Source organism: Virgibacillus dokdonensis, assembly GCF_900166595.1.
Taxonomy (GTDB): domain Bacteria; phylum Bacillota; class Bacilli; order Bacillales; family Amphibacillaceae; genus Virgibacillus; species Virgibacillus dokdonensis.
Genome location: NZ_LT745763.1, coordinates 3,450,013 through 3,472,343, shown reverse-complemented (window position 1 = coordinate 3,472,343; position 22,331 = coordinate 3,450,013). Strand labels below are relative to the sequence as shown.

Sequence of the window (22,331 nt, the reverse complement as noted above, 5' to 3'; positions counted from 1 at the left end):
TCATTTAGTTGGCATGATACTAGCACATAAATGCATATCATTTAGTTGGGGGTGAAAGTGTATGAAATTAAATCCAACAGAATTAGAAAAATTTGTAGATGCTTTACCTAAGATGCCTGTTTTAAAACCAAAAGGGAAGAAAGACTATGTGAATTACTATGAAGTGCGAATGGTTGAATTTACAACATCTTTACATAGAGATTTACCAAATACATTAGTATGGGGATATGAGTATAGTTCCCCAGGACCAACAATTGAAGTGTGTTCTGGAGAGAGCATAAAGGTTAAATGGATGAATGCATTACCGCAACGACATCTTTTGCCCATCGACCATACAGTACATGGTGCGGGGAAAGATGTACCAGATGTTCGGACTGTTGTGCATGTCCATGGTGGAGTAACGGAGCCGGAAAGCGATGGCTATCCAGAAGCATGGTTTACAAAAGACTTTGGGGAGGTAGGCCCTTTTTTCACAAAACAAATTTATGATTACAGCAATAATATGAAAAGTACTGCGCTTTGGTATCATGACCATACATTAGGAATAACGAGATTGAATGTGTATGCTGGTTTAGCGGGCTTTTATATTATTCGTAGTCAACAAGAAAAAGAGTTGAATTTACCTGCTGGGGAATATGAAATTCCATTGTTGGTGGAAGATAAGACAGTAAATGCAAATGGCTCACTGTATTATCCATCACAGCCGCAACCCCCTATCCCATCTTTGCCTGTATCTATCGTTCCTGAGTTTGTGGGAGAACTCAATATGGTGAATGGGAAAATATGGCCTTATTTAGCTGTGGAACCGCGTAAATATCGTTTTCGTTTATTAAATGCTTCAAACTCTCGTTTTTACCAATTTTACTTAGATTCTGGTCAGTTCTTTTATCAAATTGGTACAGATGGTGGGTTCATGAATCAAACCATTGCTGTGAGAAAAATTCTGCTTGCACCTGCTGAACGTGTAGATGTTATTATTGATTTTACGAATATGTATGGAAAAACAGTGGTAGTCCGTAACAATGCGCCCATACCTTACCCTAATGGAGAAGCTCCTAATCCAGAGACGGTTGGCATTGTGATGCAATTTAAAGTAATAGAACAAGCAACTTCCATTGATACAAGTTGTATTCCAAAGTTTCCTGGTTGTGTTAATAAAATAGAGCCTGAATTAGCAACGAAAGAAAGGATGTTAACGTTAGATGTAACGCGAGATGCATATAATCGGCCAGTTTTGTTATTGGACAATAAAACATGGTCTGAACCCATTACGATCTTTCCAAGATGGGGAACAACGGAAGAATGGTATTTCATAAATACAACGGGGGACACCCACCCGATTCATATTCATTTGGGTTTTTTTCAAATTATAAGTAGGCAAACTTTTGATGTGGAACATTTTAATGAAACAGGAGAGATTATTTACACAGGTGATCCTATGCCTCCAGAACCAATTGAAAACGGCTGGAAAGATACTGTGCGTGCCAATCCAGGGCAAGTAACAAAAATAATAAAACAATTTTTTACGTATACTGGAAAGTATGTATGGCATTGTCATATATTAGAACATGAAGATTATGAAATGATGCGCCCATTTATTATTATAAAGTAGTGTTATAGAAAATGAAGCTTATCGTCATACTTTATGGCAAAAAACTTTTTGTTTACACTGTAAACCCTTTGGAGTCTGTTAGCTATTTTGACAGGCTATCGAATGGAATAAATACAGCATGAAGTTTTCATTCTTTTTTGATATACTTAATGTTATACCTCATATTGATATAGGGAGGAAACATTGTTGGTTAAAGATGTGAAGTTACAAAAGGATGCAATGCGTGTTTTAAAAGAAACGAGCAGAACCTTTTATATTCCGATTAAGTTGTTAAAGTCAGTATTAAAAGATACGGTCGGCTCTGCGTACTTATGCATGCGTGCCATTGATGAAATAGAAGATCATGAACAGCTTTCTGCCGATACAAAGCAGCATTTACTGCGGGCTACTTCTAAGCTATTGCAAACGTCTGTATTTGATAAAGAAGCTTATCTACAATTAATGAAGCCATATCAAGCAATACTTCCAGAAGTTACTATGCGGCTTGCTGATTGGTTGCACGTATGTCCAGAAGATATCGTAGCGAAAATTAAACAGTCTACAAGTATTATGGCTGATGGTATGGCAAAATGGACCGAAAAGAATTGGAATTTACGTACAAAAGAAGATTTAGATGAATATACATATTATGTTGCTGGCCTTGTCGGGGTGATGCTTTCAGATATTTGGAATTGGTATGATGGGACGAAGACAGACTATGATTTAGCCATTGGATATGGCAGAGGTCTCCAAGCAGTAAATATGTTAAGAAATCAACAAGAAGATGCAGAACGAGGCGTTCATTTTATGCCTGATGATTGGACAAGAGCGGATTTATTTATGTATGCAAAAGAAAACTTACAACAAGCGGATCGCTACTTAAAAGATATTCAAACAAGAAACATTTTATTGTTTTGTAAAATTCCGCTAGCGTTAGCGAAAAAGACATTATCGGCTTTAGAAAACGGTGAAGAAAAAATGTCGCGAGCCGAAGTTGAAGCTACAGTCGATGATATTTTAAAAAAATAGATTGATGCGGTAGAAAACATGGAAAAGTTAATAGAAAATAACATGTGACAGTAAACTTGCGAATAAAATAAAGTATTCTTTCATCCGTAGTGGGCTTCTTTTATCCCTCACGGCTTGTTGGTGTTTTTTTAAAGGAATAAGAAAGCATAAGAATTTGATACTATGGCGTAACTGAATGATCCACCCTGTTCTATCGCCCAGCAACTAGGCGACTTCACGAATCGCCTTAAGCTAAGTCATCATTGGCTCGTGCTAAATAGGAAGGCCAACTAAAGACGGGCTTGCCAGAGGGCGTCGGCATACTCCTGTTGCAGGCGCATGATTTCTAAAACTTTCGTTGATTCGTTCCAGTCGCTACGTTGCTAAACGGGCGCCCCGAGCCTTTGTTCCAAGGGGCTATAGCCTAAAGCGCATACTGAAAATGTTGTTTTTGCTTTGATCCACTCAGCATACCTCTTCTCATGCGGCAAATTAGTGGGATAAGTCCTTGCCAACAGCTATTTATAAGATAGGAAAGTATGCGTGTTAAACCTAAGAAAAACTACAGCTTTTTCTATAAGGCTTGATGACGAGTCTTCGTTTTTCTAGTATAGAAGTCTTGATTGGTTGACAAAATAATAACATCAACCTATAATCATGAATTGTGTTTAAAAACGAGCAAGTCGATGGATTTTTGTCAAGATTATTTCATACTGCACTTGCAGTATAGGTGCGACGAAGGCTTTTGCTTTAGTAACTTAAAGGAGACTACCTAGTGAAATGGCGAGGAATAATCTTTATCCGTCCAATGGTCTTTAATGACGAGTGAAAAGATGTTTGAAAAGGAGGATAAATAGGCGACTTGAATTTCGATTGTGTTTTGTTTCGAATAACACGTAATGGAATGGCATAATACTTCTGTATAGGTAGAAACAAACCGTCAAAGAAATTCGCTATGCTATTTTACTGACTTTTTAAACTAGCTTGTGTAAGCAAATTATAGGCACTTGCTCCTAAAATTAGGAGGAAAAACGTGGACTTAAAAAAAGACACGAAGTTAGATTGGCCAGTATTCATGATTAGTGGAGGAATACTGATACTGTTTATTCTGTTGTCAGTTTGGAGTAGCGATGCAGTCGGGAATGCAGTGGATACGTTGTTTGCATATGCTTCAGATATTTTTGGTGCTTATTGGCAAATATTATTGTTAGGAAACTTTTTTATCGGTTTATTTCTAGCTTTTTCAAAATATGGAAGAGTTAAGCTAGGAAATCAAGACCAACCAAAATATAGTTATTTCAAATGGGTTTCCATGATATTAGTAACACTCCTAGCAAGTGGTGGCGTGTTTTGGGCTGCTTCTGAACCAATGTACCATTATATGACAAACCCACCATTATTTGGAGGTGGTGATTTTCAGAATATCAACGCTGCCTTTGCACAATCGTTTATGCATTGGGGATTTTTAGCGTGGGCCATTCTAGGAACACTTGCTGTTATAGTGATGATGTATGTGCACTATAGCAAAGGTTTTCCGCTTAAACCAAGAGGGCTATTATACCCTTTATTTGGTGAAAAAGTATATCATAAAAGTGCAATCGGTACTGCCGCGGACGTATTTGCTATCTTTGCAACAGTAGCAGGAACTCTTGGACCTTTAGGGTTTTTAGGTTTGCAAATTGCCTATGGAATGAGTCATTTGTTAGGCACACCTAATACGTTAGCAGTGAGTATAATTGTAATTATTGGTTTGGTGCTTGTTGCAGCTATTTCAGCTGCTACTGGTGTAGATCGAGGAATCGTAACATTAAGCCGCTATAATGTAGGCTTTACCATATTTTTAGCTGTACTTGTACTTATTGTCGGCCCGACTGCATTTATCATTGATGCTTTTGTAGGCGGTACGGGGGTACATTTGCAGAATTTTTTTACGATGACATTATTCCGTGGTGATGAAGGCTGGCTATCGTCTTGGACAATCTTTTTCTGGGGTTGGTTCCTTGGCTATGCCCCGATGTTGATTGTATTTATTAGTAGAATATCGAGAGGAAGGACGATTAGGGAATTAATTATTGCTGTTTCTATCGTAGCCCCGATCGTTAATAATTTCTGGTTTTCCATTGTTGGTGGGACGGGTGTGTTTTTTGAGAATAAACATCCCGGATCCATTTCTGAGTCGTTAAATGAAGGCGGTATGCCTGCAGCAGTAATGGCAATTACGGATCAATTACCATTAGGTACATTATTCGGTATTGGTTTTCTCATTGTTTCCATCATCTTTGTTGCTACGACAGCGGATACGATGTCGTATACGGTAGCAGCGACTATTACTGGAAACGACCATCCGAAACGTTGGTTACGTGTATTTTGGGCTTTAATATTCGGTGGAACAGCGGCAGCAATTTTAACTATTGGTGAAGATAGTGTTGCTTCCATTCAAAATTCCATCGTAATAACAGCTGTACCTGTATCGATTTTACTGCTCCCAGCTCTTTGGAATGCTCCTAAAATTGCCCGGACAATGGCGTTGGAACAAGGTTTAATTTGGCAAAGGGAATTACTGAAAAAAGTAGATAAATAAACTAGAATCTCTATCTAATAGGCGTAAATTTCCTGTTGGATGGAGATTTTTTTATACGCAGGAAAGTTTAAAAGGTTTATCGTATAAGAAAAACTATAACTCCTCCATAAGACTTGGCGATAAGCCAAGTTTTTTCTAAAAGATACGAAAGCATAAAATTAAATGCTTAGAAATTGTGAAAATTTGTAAAGTAGTTGAAGTTTATTATAATTTTGTTTGAGTTTTATAAAAAGTCGCTGAAGTTTACAAGATAGTTACTCGAAGTTCTTAATGAAGTCGCTGAAGTTCACAATTATTTACGAGGTGCTACTGTTTTTATTGGCTTAGGTTGAGAAATCTTTAGGTGGTTTCCCGGTATGAAACGACCCTTAGGGAAGGAAAGACTTCTCAACTGATGGAACATTCACTTTATAAAACGTTGAGTATACGCATTTTTATGTTCAGTTGTGAACAAATTCAAAACCTTGAATTAAATAAGAAAAGTAATTAAACTATACATAAGGTCATCAGATGACCTTATTATGGGATGGGTAAAAACGTTTTACTTAAAGAGAGAGAAATGAGGGGTTTCTATGTATCTATTGGTGGCACTTAGTGCAATCATTGCACCGTTTGTTTTTTTAGTAGTTTTTCGTTTGCCTGCAATAAAGGGAATGACATGGAGTGCTTTCATTGTGATTGCGCTTGCTATGACAATCTGGGGAGTAGAAGGAAAATTAATTGCTTCCTCCGTTTTACAGGGAATACACAAAACGCTAACGATACTTTGGATTTTATTTGGGGCACTTGTACTTTTAAATACACTTCGGAAAACAGGAGCAGTAAATAGAATAAATCAAGGTTTTCAAAACATTTCAACAGATATGCGTGTACAAGTAATTATTGTTGCATTTTTATTTGGATCGTTAATAGAGGCAGCTGCTGGTTTTGGGACACCAGCAATGGTAACTGGTCCATTAATGATTGCACTTGGTTTTCGTCCATTAGCGGCTGCAACACTTGCTTTAATTGCAGATAGTACAGCAGTTGCTTTTGGTGCAGTCGGAACTCCAGTTGCTGTTGGTTTAAGTACACTTCCAGAAGCCAGTCCTACGTTTTATCAAGAAATAGGTATCGCTATTACGACACTGGATTTATTTGCAGGAACATTTATTCCATTTACGTTAATTGTAATTATGACAGTGTTTTTTGGAAAAGGGAAAGGGCTGAGAGATGCATTACCAATGTTACCGTGGACGTTATTAATTGGTACCGTTTACACACTATCTGCTTTGCTATATGCCGTTGTATTTGGGCAAGAATTTATTGCAATTTTAGCTTCCTTAACGGCTTTAATTGTTGCTACTTTCACTGCAAAAAAGGGGTGGTTACTACCAAGAAAATCTTGGCAAGACGCATTACAGGAAGATTTTCAGTTAGAAACGCAGCCATCAAGTATGGGATTGATGGCTGCGTGGTCACCGTATGTCATTGTCGTTGTTCTATTGTTAACGACGCGAATTATTACACCACTTGCTCAGTTTACAAAAAGCGCCATCGATTTTTCTTGGACGAATATTTTTGGGGTGGAAGGCATCACTTCCAATTGGGAGTTTTTGTATTCTCCTGGAACTGTTCTAGCGATAGCAGCATTGGTATCAGTTTTTCTACATAGAAAACGTTTTTCCGTTTTTGTTGCTGCAGCAAATCAGTCTTTTTCTACCATGAAAACGACAGCGATATCTTTAATAGCTACATTAGCTATGGTGCATGTGTTTACCAATTCAGGTATGAACGCTCATGAATTAGTAAGTATGCCGCAGTATATAGCGGCGTCTTTAGCGAATTCTTTAGGATCTATTTGGTTTTTAGTAGCTCCCTTTGTTGGTGAACTGGGATCGTTTATTACGGGGAGTGCTACCGTGTCAACGTTAACTTTTGCGCCAATTCAACATAGTGTTGCAAATCAGATAGGTATGGACGTAAATGCTGTGTTAGCAGCACAAGTCGTGGGCGCAGGAGCTGGTAATATGATTTGCGTGCATAATGTCGTAGCAGCCAGTGCAGTCGTAGGCTTATCAGGGAAAGAAGGCGATATTATAAGGAAAACATTGCTACCAGCCATTTTATATGGCTTGGTTATTGGACTAGCTAGTTATGTTCTCTTCTATGTATGATGTTAAAGCGTACTATCATTAATAGTGCGGGTTGAGATTATACGTTAGGCAAGTATTACATTTAAAGGTTTTTCTAAAACATGCATTTATATTCTTATTTGTAAAGCGATTGCTAGCTTATACAATGTGCATGCCCCTTCCTTGGTAAACTTTGCAAATAGCAGGGCATCAAGTAAAATGGGTTCAAACGAAGGGAAGTGGGAACGATGAAATACAAGCGTATCCAACCGAAAAAAATTTATGAACAAGTAGCTGATTCAATTATAGATATGATTAAATCTGGATCGTTACAACCTGGCGACAAATTGGATTCTGTGGAGAAATTAGCAGCGAATTTTGAAGTAGGCCGATCGGCTATTCGTGAAGCACTTAGTGGTCTCCGTTCAATGGGGTTAATAGAAATGCGTCAAGGGGAAGGTACATACGTGAAGACATTTGACGCAAAAAGATTCACGCTTCCGGTTAGTACCGCGTTCTTAATGAAACGTCAAGATGTACAAGAACTTTACAAAGTCCGTAAAATATTGGAAGCAGGCGCGGCTAGATTAGCTGCGGAAAATTATGAGGAAGCGGATTTATTAGAAATGGAGCGAGCATTAGTCGTTATGGAGCATGCCAAAGGAAAAGAAGCTTTAGCTGAGCAGGCGGATACCGAATTTCATCTCGCCATTGCCAAAGCGACGCATATTAATCTATTAAATCATTTAATGGGTAGTGTTGCCGAACTCATGTCAGAAACAATACGAGAAACGAGACAAATATTATTATATACCGAAGATCGAGCAGATATTTTGTTTCAAGAGCATCAACGAATTTTTGCAGCAATAAAAGATAGACGGGCAGATCAAGCGGAAGAAGCAATGTACGATCATTTAGAAAAGGTAGAAGCAATCGTGTTTAAACACCTGTAAGTATGATTATCTGCCCGCTACAGATAGAAAAATGGGGTGAACGTAATGAAGGTTTCATTATTTATTACATGTGTCAGTGACATCATTTTTTCCGATGTCGGCAAAAATACAGTGGGAATTCTTGAACGTGTCGGCTGTGAGGTGGATTTTCCCGCAGCGCAAACTTGCTGTGGCCAGCCAGCATATAATAGCGGGTATGTAAAAGAAGCGAAGCAAGCGATGAAACAAATGATGCAAGCTTTTCAAGATTCTGAGTATGTGGTAGGTCCATCAGGCTCATGTGTCGGTATGTTAAAAGAGTACCCTGCTATTTTCAAAGATGATCCAGAGTGGCAAGAAGCTGCTGTTGATTTGGCAAATAAAAGCTATGAAATCACACAGTTTTTAGTGGAGGTTTTAGGCGTAACAGATCTTGGAGCGACATTTAAAGGTCGGGTTACTTATCATCCATCGTGTCATATGACACGTATTCTTGGTGTGAAGGATGCACCGCAAACTCTTTTACGGCATGTGAAGGGAATGGAGTTTATCGAATTACCTGTAAAGGAAGATTGCTGCGGGTTTGGGGGAACGTTTGCGGTGAAAAATCCAGAAATCTCACAGGAAATGGTAAAAGAAAAATCACAGCATGTTTCTGAGACGAAAGCAGAATATCTAGTTGGCGCTGATATGGGCTGTTTAATGAACATTGGTGGTAGGATGAGACGAGAAGGAAAGAACGTAAAAGTTGTTCACATTACGGAAATTTTGAATTCTCACGAACAAGGCGGGGGGATTGCATGAGTATTAAACTCGGAGATAGGTCATATCAAGAGCGTATTGAAACAGGCATAGAGAATGATTTCATGAGAGAGGCTGTATCTTCTGCGCAAGGTCGATTTAGAAACGGACGTATCACGCAAGCGGCAGAACTTGGTGATTGGGAAGATTGGCGACAGCTAGGATCGGAAATTCGTACACATACATTAGAAAATCTCGATTACTATTTACAGCAGTTAAGTGAGCAAGTAGCTAAACGTGGTGGAAGTGTCTACTTTGCTTCTACAGCAGAGGAAGCAAATGCCTATATTGAAAAAGTGATTACCGAAAAAAACGCTAAAAAGATTGTTAAATCCAAATCGATGGTAACAGAAGAAATCGGTTTAAATCAGCAACTAGAAAAAATGGGAGCGGAAGTTGTGGAATCGGATTTAGGGGAATGGATTTTACAACTTGATGAAGATCCACCTTCCCATATTGTTACACCAGCTTTGCATAAGAATAAAGCGCAAATCCGGAAGACGTTTGCGGAAAAAAGAGGGTATAAGGGATCTGATTCTCCTGAAGAACTAGCAGCTTTTGCCCGGGAACAACTACGAAAAGATTTCCTTTCCGCAGATGTTGGTATTACAGGGTGTAATTTTGCCGTAGCCGAATCTGGTGCGATTACGCTAGTTACGAATGAAGGAAATGCACGTATGGTTACTGCTTTGCCTGATACGCAAATAACCGTCATGGGAATGGAACGCATTGTCCCTACATGGGAAGACATGGAAGTGTTAGTAAGTTTATTGACGAGAGCAGCTGTTGGACAGAAATTAACCAGCTATGTGACATCTTATACTGGCGCTAGGCTAGAAGGGGAAATTGACGGACCGGAAGATTATCATTTGGTCATTGTTGATAATGGGCGTTCTAAAATACTAGGCACAGAATTTCAATCTGCTTTACATTGTATTCGCTGCGCCGCATGTATCAATGTATGTCCTGTCTATAGACATGTTGGTGGGCATGCTTATAACTCTATCTATCCAGGGCCGATTGGTGCTGTGTTAACCCCATTATTGGATGGATATGAGGATCATAAAGAATTACCCTATGCCTCATCTCTTTGTGCTGCCTGTACAGAGGCTTGCCCGGTGAAAATTCCATTACATGAACAGTTGATTCGCCATCGACAAATTATTGTAGAAAAGGAGAAAAAATCACCCGTAACGGAAAAAATAATGATGAAAGGATTTGCTCAATGGGCTTCGACTCCTGCAGCGTATAAATTAAGTACGAAATTGGCAAGAACAGCTTTAAAGCCGTGGACAAAAGAAGACACAATTAAAAATGGCCCAGGTCCTCTAAAAGGGTGGACGAATGTGAGAGATTTTCCGGCACCAGCGAAACAATCCTTCCGTGCTTGGTGGAAAGAACGGAAGAAGGGGGAAATAAATCATGACCATTCATAATCAAGATGCATTTTTAAGTAATGTAGCTGCCCATTTAGGTCGGCCACGTCGCATATCAGGAGTAGAGGGCCCAACATGGAGTGTCCGTCCGCAAGATCGTGTGTTGGCAGGCTACTCCAAAGAAGAACTTATAGCGGTATTAAAAAAGCAATGTAAAGCAATCCATACAGATGTTGTAGAAGTAAATACAGCGCAGTTGCCGAAAGCTTTATTAGAGGCGATCGAGCGGTATGAAGGCAAAACGATTATTGCAGCTCATGATGAGCGAAATACTACTTATGGGTTAGAACCATTGTATGAACAGCTCGGTGAAGAAATAGAAGTGCATATTTGGGATGCGCAGCTCGGTGAAGAAAATCAGCAGATTGCGGAACGAGCTGATATTGGTATCTCATTTAGTGATATCACTTTAGCTGAATCAGCGACAGTGACCTTATTTAATCATAAAGATAATGGGCGCTCAATTAGTTTATTACCAAAAAGCTTTATTGCAATTATCCCAAAAAGTACCATTGTACCTAGAATGACCCAAGCTGCTCAGCAACTACACACATCTGTGGAAAAAGGGGAGGTTACGCCATCTTGTGTTAGCTTCGTATCTGGGCCAAGTAATAGTGCAGATATTGAAATGAATTTAATTGTTGGTGTACACGGTCCCGTACAAGCTACTTATATTGTCGTTGATGATTAAAAGATAAAGAGAATTTTCAACCCGCGGAGGATGAAAGCCCCCACGGGTTGTTTAGTTAGAAGGTAAGGGGGAGAGAAATGACAGCTTTTATCATAGAACTTGATGGCAAGTTGATCTCACTAATAAGGTAATGTTGAGTGAGAAGGGTAATAGCCACGTGTGGCTCCATCTCCCAACGACTAGGCGAAATCATGAATCGCCTTAAAGATCATCCGTTCGTGTCTAAGAGGAACGACGAAAGACGGACTTGCCGGAGGGCGCTGGCATACTCCTGTTGCAGGAGCATGATTCCTAAAACTTTAGTTAATTCGCTCTAGTCTACGTTGCTAAATGAGCGCACTAATCCTTTGTTCTAGCTCAAGGCTATGACCTCTGGAATGAAGGTATTGTTTTTCAATCTATACGCTAATTTGCTTTTGGATTATAAATAGTAATTCATTATTATTAGTTCCCCTTTTGGCCCCATTTCTCGAACTCCTTCATCAACAAATCCGCATTTTTTGTATAATCTTAATGCTACCTTATTGGTACTATTAACAGCTAAGACAATCGCATTCGTTTGTGTGAAATTCTCTTTAACAAACTTAGGTAAAATAATTAATGCATTTTTAGCATAGCCTCTGCCTTGGAAACGGAAATCAGTTGAAAATGATCTTAATAAGATGGATTTATTATTATTTGAATATGGTTTTACCCCGTCATTTTTATGTAAGACAAAAAAAATTACAAGTTTATTTCCTTCCATTGCTACTATTGAATAACGATTGAGATCCTCGTTTACTAATTGTATACAATCTTTTGGGTGTTTAGTATAGCGAAGTTGTTCTTCGGTTAATTCATAATTATCAATCGCATTTTTGAATTTGTTATCGTAAAAATGAATTTTCATCTAAACCCTCCTTAGAGAATAGTATTTTTAACATTTTACCAGTTTTAATTGTGCAGTCAATATAAGAGTAGATAGTAATCTTCAATAACAAATGAAGTAGATAACATTAGGCCTATTCAACTTATATTTCTATTTGGAAGTCTCACAGCACTTTATATGATAAATAACTAAACAGGAGACGATTAGAGGTTAAATCTAAATCGGCTCCTGTTTTTTGTTTTCTCTACTATGGGAAAGTAAAAATGTTAGGTAGGGTTTATTGTGCAGCAAAACGGTATTATATCGCTATAAAGAATGGATGAGAATTCGAGTTTTGCTAAACGGTGTAAGATGATGAATCTAAAAGCATTGGAATGATTGGATTCGATTAAGGTCGATGCCAAAGTAAACCCAATTGAAACCGGTCCAGCGGTATCCGGCAATAGAATTTCGTCCGACGAATGTAGGGTAGAACCAGAAAGCGTCTCTTCTTAACCAAATATACGTGTAGCGAAATAAACAATTACGAATGCCTCCTGGGTCAACCGCGAAAGTTTGTACTTGTGATTTTTGCGGTGTGAAGGCCGGGGGTGGAGAGCTTGGTGGTTGATTTCCGGGCCCTGAAGGTCCACCACCTTGGTTTCCCGGAAAAGGTGGAAATCCGCTGGTCGGTGCACCTGGAAAACCTGGCATTCCACCTCCACCGCTTGGCCCTGTAGGAAATCCAGGTGGAGGACCGGGCGGAAACCCTGGAGGGCCAAAAGTGCCGCTTGACTGCCCTGGCCCAAAAAACATATTTCCTAACGTGGAAAAAGGAAAAACGCGTTCCTGATCCAAGCTCGGATCATAATGATAGTCATATGGGTACATACATTTTCCTCCTATAAATGAGTCGTCTAGTTTACTATATGGGTCAACTGCCTTACCTGTTATTCATTTCCGACAAATGGGCGCACTGTCCTAAATAGCTCGCTGTTTTAAAAAAAATTTACATGAAAAACTTATGCTTGCTAATAAAAATAAGTGGTGATAGGATTATCTTACTTTGTAAGCAAATAAAATGGATTTGTTCATGTGACAATCAGTGGAGGAATGAAAGAAAACTCTACTGATTGTTAGATTTACTCATGTACATTAGAAAGTATAAATTTTGGAGTTTAATGATAGCTTTCACCATAAGCCTTTCGCAATTAACCAAGTTTTTCTTATACTCTAAGCCTTAAAACTTTATACTTTCCTATAGTATAAAAAAGAATAATTTACAACGAGGAAGGAATTTTATAATGCGTTCAACAAACACAGAGTACGAATATTTAGCGGATGATCCGAATTTTAAAGTAATGCCAATTATGCTGTCATTAATTATTGGTGCATTCTTTGCTATTCTTAATGAAACATTACTTAATATTGCCCTTACGACATTAATGAAAGAGTTCCAAGTGTCTTTGACAACGGTGCAATGGATGGCGACAGGATTTCTTCTTGTGATGGGCATTGTTATACCTGCTTCTGCTGTTTTACTACAATGGTTTACAACAAGGCAATTATTTTTAGGGACAATGATTGTATTTACAGCGGGTACAACTATTGCCGCTTTCGCACCGTCATTTCCCATATTACTTACAGGTAGATTAATTCAAGCTGTGGGTACTGGTTTATTGATGCCAATTATTTTTAATGTGTTTCTGCTCATTTTTCCCCCACATCGAAGAGGGAAAGTGATGGGGACGGTAGGTCTTGTCATTATGTTCGCACCTGCAATTGGCCCTACCTTATCCGGCGTGATTGTGGAATATTTAGGATGGCGTTTTCTATTTATTACGGTTATACCGTTTACCTTGTTTTCTATAGCATTTGCTTATAAATATTTGGTAAATGTTTCAGAAACTACAAAACCAAAAGTGGATATTCTTTCGCTCGTTTTTTCTACGATAGGCTTTGGAACACTTATATATGGATTTAGTGCAGGTGGAGAAAAAGGATTCCTTAACCCAAGTGTGTACAGTTTCATCGTTATCGGTGTGTTGGGAATTACCATCTTTTCTTTTAGACAATTTAAGTTAAAGGAACCTGTTTTGGATCTTCGAGTATTTAAATATCCGATGTTTACGCACGGGATGCTGATGTTTTTAATTATTATTATGATGATGTTTTCTTCAGAAATAATCTTACCTATTTTTATGCAGGGAGCTTTAGCGTTTACTGCAGCTAAGGCAGGAATGCTATTATTGCCTGGTAGTCTCATTAATGGCGTCATGTCTCCTGTGATGGGACATTTATTTGATAAATTTGGACCACGTGTCATGATGATTCCTGCGACGATTATTTTAAGTAGTACGATGTTCTTGTTAAGTAGATTAAACGAAAATACAGAAGCATGGATGATTATTGTTGCTTATATTATTTTAATGCTCACTGTTTCTGCCATTATGATGCCAGCAGAAACAAATGGATTAAACCAGTTACCGAAACGGTTGTATCCACATGGGACGTCTGTGATGGCAACACTTCAGCCCGTAGCGGGGGCTGTCGGTGTTTCTGTTTTTATTAGTATGTTAAATGCTAGGCAAAGCCTTTATCTAAGTCAATCGGCAGCTCCAAATGATCCCGAAACAATAAATGAGGCAATGATTATAGGAGTAGAGTTTGTTTATTTTATTGCATTTGCTATTTCGATCATTGCGGTTATCTTAGCATTTTTGGTTTATCGAGCAGTTCCAAGTGAACAGTTTAGTGACGTAAAGCAACAAGGAAATCCTGAGAAACAGAGTAATGAGAATTAAATTAGAAAAGCGTTGCTAGAAGGTATTGACTCTAACGTAACGTTATCGTTTATGCTTTTTCTATAGGGTTTAGGGATTATAATACAAGGAAAATGACAGCTTTTACTATTAAAAAAATTAGGGAGGGATATAGGTTGCAAGTAAAGGAAGTTGCTGGTTTAGTTGGTGTTAGCATCCGTACGCTTCATCATTATGATGCCATTGGTTTGCTAAAGCCGGAACATACAACCGAAGCAGGTTATCGCATTTATACAGATGATGAATTGGAACGGCTACAGCAAATTTTATTTTATAAAGAAGTTGGCTTTCCTTTGAAAAAAATAAAAGCCATTTTAGATAATCCTATCTTTGATCAAGTTGAAGCGTTAGAAAAGCATCGCGAACGATTGCTTGCTAAACGAAGCCAAATTGATACGATGCTAGAAACGATTCAAAAAACGATTCAACATACGAAAGGGGAAATGAACATGAGCAACAAGGAACGCTTTGCAGGCTTTGATTTTAGTAACAACCCTTACGAGCAAGAAGCGCGTGAGCGTTGGGGGAATGAAGCTGTTGACAAAGCAAATGCCAAGATTAAACAATTAAAGGACGAAGAAAACTTGCAACAAATCATGAACGATTTGTATCGCAGGCTGGCAGAGATTCGTAATGAAGATCCTGCTTCAGACATTGCACAACAGCGAATTGGAGAATGGTATCAACTGTTAAATCATATAGGAACCTATTCTTACGACGCTTTTAAAGGCTTAGGAAAAATGTATGTAGAAGACGAACGTTTTCAGAGAAATATGGATCAATTTGGGGAAGGATTAGCCATTTTTATGCGTGATGCCATGGCAATTTACGCAGATCATCGTTAAAGCTTCCTAATGACAGATAAAGCCTCAGTGTGGGAGCGCATGGCCCGCTGAGACTGTAGAAATATGTAAAGTCGCTGAAGTTCATCTAATTTCGCTTGAGTTTCATGAAAAGTCGCTGAAGTTCACAAGCTAGTTATTCGAAGTTCCCAATGAGACGCTGAAGTTCACAATGATGGACGAGTTGCTACACCTTAAACCAATAAAAAAACAGTAGAATCAAAACGCTGCTGTTTTTTTATTGTCAAGGAGATTAGAAAATCTTGCAGCTGTGGATAAACTTACTAAGTTATTTAGCCACGTCTGGCGCAAGCGCCCAGCAACTAGGCGACTTCACTCCATTGCCCGAAGCTAAGTCGTCATCGGTTCGTACTAAATAGGAAGTCCGACTAATGATGGGCTTGCCGGAGGGCGCCGGCATACTCCTGTTGCAGCAGCATGATTCTTAGAACTTTCGTTTGCTTCGTTCCAGTCGCTACGTTGCTAACCGGGCGCCCCGATCCTTTGTTCCACTATAGGAAAGTATAAAAGTTTAAATGTTTATAGTATAAGAAAAACTATGCCATTCGCCATAAGACTTGGCGACAAGCCAAGTTTATCTAATTGGTTTGGCTTCCTTTATAGATTTGCGACTGCTGTTTGTATATCGGGAGCTTTAGTAACTGCCGATATAACAGAAACGCCATCAGCGCCTGCTTCCATAACAGCTGCTGCATTTTCAGTGTTAATTCCGCCTATACCAACAATTGGCATGTTGGGGTATAGCCGTTTTACTTCTGTTATAAAGCCTGTACCTACTGCCATCTTTGCATCTTCTTTTGTAGAAGTTGCGAAAATGGGGCCCACGCCAAGATAGTCGACGTAATCCAGCGGGCTGGCATGCAGTTCTTCCAGGTTGGAAACAGAAAGACCAATCCATTTATTTGGAAACTGTTGGCGCAATTCTTTTGCGTGCTTATCATCTTGACCGACATGTATGCCATCTGTATCTAAAACTGCTGTTAACTCTACATCATCATTAATAAAAAACGGAATGTTATGTTGGCGACAGATATTGCGCAATTCTTTTCCTAATAACGTTTTTTGTATGCCAGATAAAGCACCAGATCCTTTTTCCCGATATTGAAAAGCTGTAATACCTGCCTGAATCGCTTCTTTTAAAACTTGCTTCGGGTCTCGATCACAATTTTGGCTTCCCATGATGAAATATTTACGTAAAGCTTTTTGTAAATGCAAGCTTCTAGCCTCCTTATTTACTTAACGTTTAGCTCTTGCGAAAGACATATTACTTGATGTTAAGCTGATCTATTCCATTGGACAATGCGTCAATAAAGGCTGGAAGAAAGCTGCCAGAACCTTGAACATGCTCTTGATTAGCAGCATACTCGGCTGCTAATCCATAAAAATGTACGGCTGCAAATGCCTGTTCTTCTACTTTCGCATTTGTAGCTAGACAAGCTGCTATAATAGAGCCTAGCAAACAACCAGCACCTGTGATTTTTTCCAAATAGACATGCCCGCTTCTGTTTTCTATTACCGTTTCATTGTTACTACAAATATAGTCCGTCTCTCCTGTTACTACAGCAGTCGTATGATACATGTTGGCTACTTTTTTAGCAATCTCTTTTCCATCACCATCTCCGACAGATTCTACCCCCTTTACTTCCCATGGCATATCAACTAGCTTAGCCATTTCGCCTGCATTTCCTTTAATAACAGTAAATTGTACTTCTTGTAATAATTGTTTAACGACATCTTTACGAAATGATGTGGCGCCAATGCCAACAGGGTCTAGTACTACTGGGATGTCTTTTTTGTTGGCGGCTTTACCAGCAAGCTTCATTGCTGGTATCTCTGTCAATGTTGATGTACCAATATTTATAAGCACACCATTAGAAATGGACGCCATTTCTTCTGCTTCTTCTGTTGCTTTTGCCATAATCGGTGAAGCCCCAAAAGCTAGTAAACCATTAGCAGTAAAATTCATCACGACTTCATTTGTCAAATTGTGAATTAACGGATTGGCCTCCCTAACTTGCTCTATAATTGATGTATTCATTGTTTCACCCTTTCTTCACGAATTCCCCAATGGTTGGTAGGGCCGTTCCCAGCGCCTAATGGGAAAGAATGCTTAATAGCTGCTGTAACAAATTGTTTAGCCTCTTTTACCGCTTCATATAACGGCAGGCCTTTAGCTAAATGAGCGGTAATGGCTGCCGAGTACGTACAACCAGTGCCATGCGTACTTGTTGTGTCAAAGCGTTTGGAGTGAAAGGTATGCATCTTATGTCCATCATATAAATAGTCAATGGCATCTCCATGCATATGTCCACCTTTTACTAGGGCAGCCCGAGCACCATGTTTATCCACCATTTCTTTGGCTGCTTCTTGTAAATCGTTAACATCATGGATTTTGTTGCCAGTAATAAATTCTGCTTCTGGAATATTTGGCGTAACAACAGTTGCTAAAGGTAGAAGCTGTTCTTTTAAATAATCTCTTGCTTCTTCGGCAATTAAAGGATCGCCGCTAGTAGCAACCATAACAGGGTCCATGACGTAGTATGCGTCTGTACTAGTAAGTTGTTTTTGGATGACGCGCATCATCGATTCATTGGCAATCATGCCTGTTTTTAGACTGTGTACAGGCATGTCAGAAAAAACAGATTGCAATTGCTCATCTATCATATCAATAGGGATATGGTGGACATTTTGTACACCAGTTGTATTTTGTGCAACAATCGATGTGATGACGGACATACCATAAACAGTTAACTCTTGAAATGTTTTCAGATCTGCCTGAATACCTGCACCTCCACTTGGGTCAGTTCCTGCAATCGTTAATGCACATGGAATTGGTTTCAAATTATTCGCTTCCTTTCTTTATATAATTGCCAGTATATTTCGTGAACCATGATGGCTCATTTTCGAGCGAACTACTATCTAGAATGATTCCCAAACATATAAATAGTTATCATATAGTCTTGGACTTAAAGCCAGTTTAATACTGCCTTTGTATACGAATCAGCTTATCTGTATTCACGCGTGAAACAATAAACCACCCTAAAAAAGCTCCAGAAATGCTACTTGCTAAAAATGACGGGACAAAGAATAGAGCTCCGGCACTACTGTCCATGAATAAGCGAGCAATGGGTACGGCAAGCAAGGATCCTACAATTCCAGTCCCTATACTTTCTCCAATGACAGCCCATCGTTTCTTCTCAAATCTACGATACAGTAAAGCTGCAAACCATGCTCCTACCATGGCTCCTGGAAATGCTAATAAAGTTCCAAGTCCTAGCATATTTCGTAACAGACCAATCATAAAAGCTATTATTACAGCAGGTCCAGGTCCTAACGTAATAGCTGCCATCACATTAACAGCATGTTGCACGGGGTACGCTTTGGCAAATCCAGCAGGAAACCAAAGAAATTGTGCTGCTAGTGTGCCAATAGCAACAAAGACAGCCATTAATGTTAATGTGTATGTTTTTTTCATAGCATCACCTTGCTTTTGTCTATTTTACTAAGAGGAAAGTAGTGAAGAACAGCATTTTTAATAGAAGTTGCTGTAAGGTTTCTTTCATTCTAAACGGGAAGTCGTTGTCGACGAATAGAATAGAACAAAAGGAACAAGCATAACGCCATGTTACTTATCCTATAAACCTTATCTTTTCCTAACATGCAAAAAAAGTCAGACCCCAGACAGAACCTGACTTAGAAGAAGAAATATAGAAAGAGAATCTCTACTACTTCCCTCCGCTGGTCTTAACCAGATCAGGTCAATAAGAGTCAGAAGCTATTGCTTCTTCTCAGCCCATGATAGGCTCCCCTAGTAGTTCTTATAAAATATTCTACTAAAATATTAAACGCTAACACATCAAGCTTAACAAAATGGTAGATGTTTGTCATGGAAAAAGCTAGTACCTTTCCGCATCTTTATTACCTTGAATTGTACTTGCGTGGTTTAGAGATAGTTGTAAAGGGAAAATAATTGCCTGTTTTGAATAATGGCCTGCAAATCCACTTTCTATAAAATTACGGTCCATCTTTTATAGATGAAGTTAAAACATATTCAAAACTTTTAAAAGAAAGGTTAATAATTTCATGTGGACATGAATATGATAAGCATTACAAGATGGTTCTAAAATCCTAGTTTTTCATCGGTATATTAGAAACGCTTTCATGAAGAGGTGGTGACCTACTCCATGAGATTATAGAAGGATAAATCAGAAAGTGAAAGGAGGGGGAACAAATCTATTACAAAATAAGTAAATGCAAGATATTCCTTACAGGTGATAATGAACCGGGGAAAAAACTGTTTCAATAGACTGAATTTTTAGTTTGTTAACAAGATACCTATTTGCGAGTTTAAAATGTAAAGGCATGACAACATCCACCGCAAATATATGGCAAGAAACTATCTATTTCTAAAGTTGAGGTGCTTTAGAGTGGTGGAAATTTGTAAGAAACGAGGTGAAATCAGAATGTCCAAAGAAGTCATACTGGAACTAAAAGATGTCCATACGCATTTTTTTACGGAAAAAGGGGAGGTTCCCGCTGTGAATGGGGTTCGTTTATCTGTATGTAAAGGAGAGGTCGTTGGTATTGTTGGAGAATCGGGCTGTGGAAAAAGCGTCACATCCTTATCCATCATGCAATTAATACCTAGCCCGCCTGGCAAAATTGTAAGTGGTGACATTTATTTTAAAGGGGAAAATATCGTATCAGCTTCTCCTAAAAGAATGAAACAGATACGGGGAAATGAAATTGCTATGATTTTTCAGGAACCAATGACATCTTTAGATCCTTTATTTACCATTGGTAATCAAATGATAGAAGCGATTCGACTACACGAAAAAACAAGCAAAAAAGAAGCGCGTAACAAAGCGATTACATTATTAGAACTTGTTGGAATTCCTAGGGCAAATGCTATTGTCGCTAGTTATCCGCATCAATTATCAGGTGGAATGCGACAGCGGGTCATGATTGCAATGGCGATGGCTTGCGAACCAGATTTGTTAATAGCGGATGAACCAACAACAGCACTTGATGTAACGATACAGGCACAAATACTCGATTTAATGCGACAGTTAAATCAAGAAAAGCAGACAGCTATTCTGTTCATCACACATGATTTAGGTGTCGTTGCAGAGATTTGTGATCGCGTCGCAGTGATGTATGCTGGGCAAATCATCGAAGAAGGGACGACGAGAGAAATATTAAAATATCCTAACCACCCCTATACAAAAGGATTAATTCGTTCATTACCAAATGTGAAGAAAACAGAACAACAATTATATTCTATTCCAGGTACGGTTCCTAAGCCACAGAAGGAAAAGATAGGTTGTCGTTTTGCACCTCGTTGTGAATGGGCATTTGCACCATGTTTTCAAGCAAACCCTCCATTATATGAACTAGAAAATAACCGCACAAGTAGATGCTTTTTACATGAAAAGGAAGCATGATTGCTCCCATTAAAGCAAGCAGGAAGGAGGTAGAGGAGAAAGTGGTCCAACCATTGTTAGAAGTGAAAGGATTACAGAAACATTTCGCAGTTAAAGGCGGGGTATTTGGAAGGAAAAAGCGTGTTATCAAAGCTGTCGATGATGTCTCATTCAGTGTAAGAGAAGGAGAGATACTTGGTATTGTTGGAGAGTCAGGATGCGGAAAATCAACAACTGGAAAAGCCATTTTACGATTATTGGAGCCTTCGAGTGGGGAAGTGATGTTTGCTGGAAAAAGGATAAAGGATCTTGAAGCAAAAGAGTTGCGAAAGCTCCGCAAAGATATGCAAATTATTTTTCAAGATCCTTACGCTTCGTTAAATCCAAGACATACGGTTGAAAAAATCATTGCAGAACCGCTACTTGTTCATGGGGTGACAGCCAAAACAGCACGTAAACAGCGTGTGAAAGAACTGTTAGAAATAGTCGGTTTAAATAGCTACCATGCTTCCAGATACCCACATCAATTTAGTGGTGGACAACGGCAACGAATTGGTATTGCTAGAGCGTTAGCAAATCATCCTAAATTAATTATTTGCGATGAGGCTGTTTCTGCATTGGATGTATCTGTTCAGGCGCAAATTTTGAATTTAATGCAAAAATTACGTGAAGAATTTCAATTGACTTATTTGTTTATTGCGCATGACTTAAGTGTTGTAAAGTATATTAGTGATCGTGTAGGGGTCATGTACTTGGGACGAATGATGGAATTAGCGGACAAGGATACATTGTATGAAAATCCACAGCACCCATACACCCAAGCATTATTATCAGCTGTACCGACCCCAGATCCAGATGGCATTCGAGAACGAATTATTTTAAAAGGGGATGTACCTAGCCCTGCAAACCCCCCACCAGGTTGTGTCTTTCATACACGATGCCCGCAAGCAATGGATATTTGTAAAACAGCTAAACCTGCTTTCCAAGAGATGGAAGCGAATCATTTTATTGCTTGTCATTTATACACGTGAAAGCATGTTGTGTAAAGGGATGTGCACGATTGAAAATGGTTAGCGAGCATGAAAAAACTTACTAGTGCATATGGAGTGCTCATTAAATGTGTGAGGGTAAAATGTAGAACTTCGTGTTCGTTTACACGATAGGAAAGCATAAAATTTTAAAGGTTTATCGTATAACATTACAGCTTTCGCCCATAAGACTT

At 38.9% G+C, this 22,331-nt stretch carries 17 protein-coding genes and 1 riboswitch; of the genes, 12 read left to right on the top strand and 5 right to left on the bottom strand.

Features of this window, described 5'->3' with window-relative positions; all coding sequences use genetic code 11:
• Positions 1-61 precede the first annotated feature (61 nt).
• The 8 genes from B2C77_RS17765 (at position 62) to B2C77_RS17730 (ending at position 11,154) form a co-directional block, all read left to right on the top strand.
• Positions 62-1,612 carry a multicopper oxidase family protein gene (locus B2C77_RS17765; protein WP_077706256.1) on the top strand — a complete coding sequence of 517 codons (1,551 nt, stop codon included), beginning with the start codon at positions 62-64 and terminating at the stop codon, positions 1,610-1,612.
• A 186-nt stretch (positions 1,613-1,798) separates the two neighbouring features.
• Positions 1,799-2,620, top strand: a complete 822-nt coding sequence (locus B2C77_RS17760) for a squalene/phytoene synthase family protein (protein ID WP_371413686.1) — start codon at positions 1,799-1,801, stop codon at positions 2,618-2,620.
• Positions 2,621-3,674: 1,054 nt separating this feature from the next.
• Positions 3,675-5,180, top strand: coding sequence for a BCCT family transporter (locus B2C77_RS17755; protein WP_077706962.1), 1,506 nt, complete (start codon positions 3,675-3,677; stop codon positions 5,178-5,180).
• A 572-nt stretch (positions 5,181-5,752) separates the two neighbouring features.
• Positions 5,753-7,336, top strand: coding sequence for an L-lactate permease (locus B2C77_RS17750; RefSeq protein WP_077706255.1), 1,584 nt, complete (start codon positions 5,753-5,755; stop codon positions 7,334-7,336).
• 206 nt (positions 7,337-7,542) lie between these two features.
• Complete coding sequence (locus tag B2C77_RS17745) at positions 7,543-8,247, top strand: FadR/GntR family transcriptional regulator (protein WP_073009829.1); 705 nt, start codon at positions 7,543-7,545, stop codon at positions 8,245-8,247.
• 45 nt (positions 8,248-8,292) lie between these two features.
• On the top strand, positions 8,293-9,030 hold the full coding sequence (locus B2C77_RS17740; protein WP_077706254.1) for a (Fe-S)-binding protein: 738 nt from the start codon (positions 8,293-8,295) through the stop codon (positions 9,028-9,030).
• Complete coding sequence (locus B2C77_RS17735; RefSeq protein WP_077706253.1) at positions 9,027-10,463, top strand: LutB/LldF family L-lactate oxidation iron-sulfur protein; 1,437 nt, start codon at positions 9,027-9,029, stop codon at positions 10,461-10,463. Before B2C77_RS17740 ends, B2C77_RS17735 begins: the two co-directional genes overlap by 4 nt.
• Positions 10,450-11,154 carry a LutC/YkgG family protein gene (locus B2C77_RS17730; protein ID WP_077706252.1) on the top strand — a complete coding sequence of 235 codons (705 nt, stop codon included), beginning with the start codon at positions 10,450-10,452 and terminating at the stop codon, positions 11,152-11,154. Before B2C77_RS17735 ends, B2C77_RS17730 begins: the two co-directional genes overlap by 14 nt.
• A gap of 421 nt (positions 11,155-11,575) precedes the next feature.
• On the opposite strand, the gene B2C77_RS17725 is transcribed toward B2C77_RS17730, so the two are convergent.
• A complete protein-coding gene (locus tag B2C77_RS17725) occupies positions 11,576-12,043 on the bottom strand; it encodes a GNAT family N-acetyltransferase (protein WP_077706251.1) in 468 nt (155 codons plus the stop codon).
• A 1,262-nt stretch (positions 12,044-13,305) separates the two neighbouring features.
• On the opposite strand from B2C77_RS17725, the gene B2C77_RS17715 reads away from it, so the two are divergent.
• Entirely contained in the window at positions 13,306-14,805 is a 1,500-nt protein-coding gene (locus B2C77_RS17715; RefSeq protein ID WP_077706250.1) for an MDR family MFS transporter, read from the top strand.
• Positions 14,806-14,897: 92 nt separating this feature from the next.
• A complete protein-coding gene (locus tag B2C77_RS17710) occupies positions 14,898-15,668 on the top strand; it encodes a MerR family transcriptional regulator (protein WP_077706249.1) in 771 nt (256 codons plus the stop codon).
• 615 nt (positions 15,669-16,283) lie between these two features.
• Here B2C77_RS17710 and thiE read toward each other — a convergent pair.
• The 4 genes from thiE to thiW form a co-directional block, all read right to left on the bottom strand.
• Entirely contained in the window at positions 16,284-16,901 is a 618-nt protein-coding gene (gene thiE, locus B2C77_RS17705; protein WP_077706248.1) for a thiamine phosphate synthase, read from the bottom strand.
• Between the two features lie 49 nt (positions 16,902-16,950).
• Positions 16,951-17,724 carry a hydroxyethylthiazole kinase gene (thiM, locus tag B2C77_RS17700; protein ID WP_077706247.1) on the bottom strand — a complete coding sequence of 258 codons (774 nt, stop codon included), beginning with the start codon at positions 17,722-17,724 and terminating at the stop codon, positions 16,951-16,953.
• The gene (gene thiD / locus B2C77_RS17695; protein ID WP_077706246.1) at positions 17,721-18,527 is read right to left on the bottom strand and encodes a bifunctional hydroxymethylpyrimidine kinase/phosphomethylpyrimidine kinase; all 807 of its coding nucleotides are present in this window, start codon (positions 18,525-18,527) and stop codon (positions 17,721-17,723) included. Before thiD ends, thiM begins: the two co-directional genes overlap by 4 nt.
• Before the next feature lie 136 nt (positions 18,528-18,663).
• Entirely contained in the window at positions 18,664-19,161 is a 498-nt protein-coding gene (thiW, locus tag B2C77_RS17690; RefSeq protein ID WP_077706245.1) for an energy coupling factor transporter S component ThiW, read from the bottom strand.
• A gap of 238 nt (positions 19,162-19,399) precedes the next feature.
• Positions 19,400-19,506: riboswitch (TPP riboswitch) on the bottom strand.
• A gap of 643 nt (positions 19,507-20,149) precedes the next feature.
• Here thiW and B2C77_RS17685 point away from each other — a divergent pair.
• Positions 20,150-21,130, top strand: a complete 981-nt coding sequence (locus tag B2C77_RS17685) for an ABC transporter ATP-binding protein (protein ID WP_077706244.1) — start codon at positions 20,150-20,152, stop codon at positions 21,128-21,130.
• Positions 21,131-21,171: 41 nt separating this feature from the next.
• Positions 21,172-22,140 carry an ABC transporter ATP-binding protein gene (locus B2C77_RS17680; protein WP_077706961.1) on the top strand — a complete coding sequence of 323 codons (969 nt, stop codon included), beginning with the start codon at positions 21,172-21,174 and terminating at the stop codon, positions 22,138-22,140.
• Positions 22,141-22,331 lie beyond the last annotated feature (191 nt).

What these genes read in the sequence shown, in the direction of transcription:
- B2C77_RS17755 (WP_077706962.1), top strand. Translation starts at nt 3,675, where the DNA reads ATGATTAGTGGAGGAATACTGATACTGTTTATTCTGTTGTCAGTTTGG.
- B2C77_RS17740 (WP_077706254.1), top strand. Translation starts at nt 8,293, where the DNA reads ATGAAGGTTTCATTATTTATTACATGTGTCAGTGACATCATTTTTTCC.
- B2C77_RS17730 (WP_077706252.1), top strand. Translation starts at nt 10,450, where the DNA reads ATGACCATTCATAATCAAGATGCATTTTTAAGTAATGTAGCTGCCCAT.
- B2C77_RS17710 (WP_077706249.1), top strand. Translation starts at nt 14,898, where the DNA reads ATGACAGCTTTTACTATTAAAAAAATTAGGGAGGGATATAGGTTGCAA.
- B2C77_RS17735 (WP_077706253.1), top strand. Translation starts at nt 9,027, where the DNA reads ATGAGTATTAAACTCGGAGATAGGTCATATCAAGAGCGTATTGAAACA.
- B2C77_RS17685 (WP_077706244.1), top strand. Translation starts at nt 20,150, where the DNA reads ATGTCCAAAGAAGTCATACTGGAACTAAAAGATGTCCATACGCATTTT.
- B2C77_RS17715 (WP_077706250.1), top strand. Translation starts at nt 13,306, where the DNA reads ATGCGTTCAACAAACACAGAGTACGAATATTTAGCGGATGATCCGAAT.
- thiM (WP_077706247.1), bottom strand. Translation starts at nt 17,724, where the DNA reads ATGAATACATCAATTATAGAGCAAGTTAGGGAGGCCAATCCGTTAATT.
- B2C77_RS17725 (WP_077706251.1), bottom strand. Translation starts at nt 12,043, where the DNA reads ATGAAAATTCATTTTTACGATAACAAATTCAAAAATGCGATTGATAAT.
- B2C77_RS17750 (WP_077706255.1), top strand. Translation starts at nt 5,753, where the DNA reads ATGTATCTATTGGTGGCACTTAGTGCAATCATTGCACCGTTTGTTTTT.
- B2C77_RS17765 (WP_077706256.1), top strand. Translation starts at nt 62, where the DNA reads ATGAAATTAAATCCAACAGAATTAGAAAAATTTGTAGATGCTTTACCT.
- thiW (WP_077706245.1), bottom strand. Translation starts at nt 19,161, where the DNA reads ATGAAAAAAACATACACATTAACATTAATGGCTGTCTTTGTTGCTATT.
- B2C77_RS17745 (WP_073009829.1), top strand. Translation starts at nt 7,543, where the DNA reads ATGAAATACAAGCGTATCCAACCGAAAAAAATTTATGAACAAGTAGCT.